This is a genomic window from Undibacterium sp. GrIS 1.2 (assembly GCF_040544435.1).
GTDB lineage: Bacteria > Pseudomonadota > Gammaproteobacteria > Burkholderiales > Burkholderiaceae_D > Undibacterium.
In genome coordinates this window covers 1-1,872 of sequence record NZ_JBEONP010000141.1, presented here as the reverse complement: position 1 = coordinate 1,872, position 1,872 = coordinate 1, and the positions used below count along the sequence as shown (strand labels likewise).

The following is a 1,872-nucleotide window of genomic DNA, read 5'->3' as shown; positions in this document are numbered from 1 at the left end:
GGCTATCGAACGCCGTTTGAGGTTTTTTATAATTTGGATATACTCCCACTAAAACTTACCTCCCGTTGCTCTTCGTAGCTGAATCCGCCTACCTTATTGTCCAAATAATCATTGGACGATTAAAAATACACTCCCCTAGTATATTATTGGCTTCTAAGTGCGCTGAAGCTGTTTTTCAAGTGCGATGACGAGGTGCAGAAGCTACATTGTCTGCAATTCAGACCCATTACCAGAGCATCGATACGTGCTTGTGACGCGCTTCAGTACCAAACAAAAAATCAGGCTAATACCTTTCTCAGCCAGCTACTGATATCGTCAATTTCTTCTTGGCAGACCGAGTGTTGCATCATGTACTCATGCCATTCCACTGGGTAGCCTAAGGATTTTAAAAGATCGCGCGATTGTTCTGCTCTGGCGATGGCGATTACCTGATCAGCACGACCATGCGCCAGATAGATAGGCGTATGTTGATTCGATGCATGACGTTCGTTGGCGACCAGATCGCGCAATGGCACATAACCAGATAGACACATCAGACCCGCCAATTTTTCGGTATGGCGCAATCCAGTTTGCAGCGCCATGGCGCAGCCTTGGGAGAAGCCCGCGAGGATAATGCGGCTAGCCGGGATGCCACGGGCATTCTCACGGGCGATCAACTGCTCTATCAATATTTGTGAGCTGCGCAGACCTTTTTCATCCTCACGTCTGGCGATGTCGGTGCCCAAAATATCGTACCAAGCGCGCATTGCATGCCCCCCGTTAATCGTGACTGGCATCACAGGTGCATTCGGGAACACAAAGCGGATTGCTGGGCAGCCTTTTAGATTCAATTCTTTCACAATCGGAACGAAGTCATTTGCGTCCGCGCCAAGGCCATGCATCCAGATGATGGCGACGGTCGGATTGGGGGCGCTTTCGAGTTCTACGGTGTCAAGTAATGTGCTCATATTGGACTTTGAGGTTGGTGTGGTTTTTGAAGGCAATGGCAAAGGTTTTGTTGCGCTGGTTTGACTAAAACTACTGCGGCATACCATCGATACTATAGAGATTACACCACCTAAGGTCGCACCAAAAAGCCAGCGTCTTTTTAAAGAAGTTAGCTTTTTTGATCGGATCATTTTAGGGATGTCGAAAGTGAGAGTGTAGCGAGCTATGCTTTGCTACGAATAGCCGATTTTGGCCGAAACACTTTACAAATTGCATCGTGCGTTTCGATATACGGACCACCAATTAAATCTATGCAATAGGGGATCGCAGCAAAAATACCAGAGACGAGTTGCTTGCCGTCGGCATCTTTCAAGCCTTCTAGCGTTTCTTTGATCGACTTAGGCTGTCCAGGCAAATTCAGAATCAGCGCGGCATGCTCTGCCGTCTCTCGTATGACTGCAACTTGACGCGATAAGATTGCTGTCGGCACAAATTGCAGACTGATTTGCCGCATTTGCTCACCAAAACCTGGCATTTCTTTTGTGGCGACGGCCAAAGTGGCTTCTGGAGTGACATCGCGTCGTGAGGGACCAGTTCCACCTGTAGTAATGACCAGATGGCATTGCTCCTGATCGACCAGCTCAATCAAGGCCCGCTCAATGGCAGCACGTTCATCTGGGATTAAGCGAGTTTCCATACTCCATGAGCTGCTAAGCGCGCTACCAAACCAGTCTTGCAAAGCAGGTAAACCCTGATCTTGATAAATACCAGCAGAAGCGCGGTCAGAAATAGAAACCAGACCAATTTTTAAATGGTCTGGTTTTTTATCTTTTACTTCAGTATTTTCTACTTGAGATCTTTGCACGATAAAAAGCCAAGCAGAGTGTTTACCTCAAATGAGACAATAGCAACAGGATAAATTTAAAGAGTGGCAATCATGGCGTG

2 protein-coding genes are annotated in these 1,872 nt (G+C 47.3%); both read right to left on the bottom strand.

The window, feature by feature from the left end; genetic code table 11:
• Positions 1-278 precede the first annotated feature (278 nt).
• Positions 279-947, bottom strand: coding sequence for an alpha/beta hydrolase (locus AAKU61_RS22530; RefSeq protein WP_354335866.1), 669 nt, complete (start codon positions 945-947; stop codon positions 279-281).
• A gap of 203 nt (positions 948-1,150) precedes the next feature.
• Positions 1,151-1,792, bottom strand: a complete 642-nt coding sequence (gene mog / locus AAKU61_RS22525; RefSeq protein ID WP_354335864.1) for a molybdopterin adenylyltransferase — start codon at positions 1,790-1,792, stop codon at positions 1,151-1,153.
• Positions 1,793-1,872 lie beyond the last annotated feature (80 nt).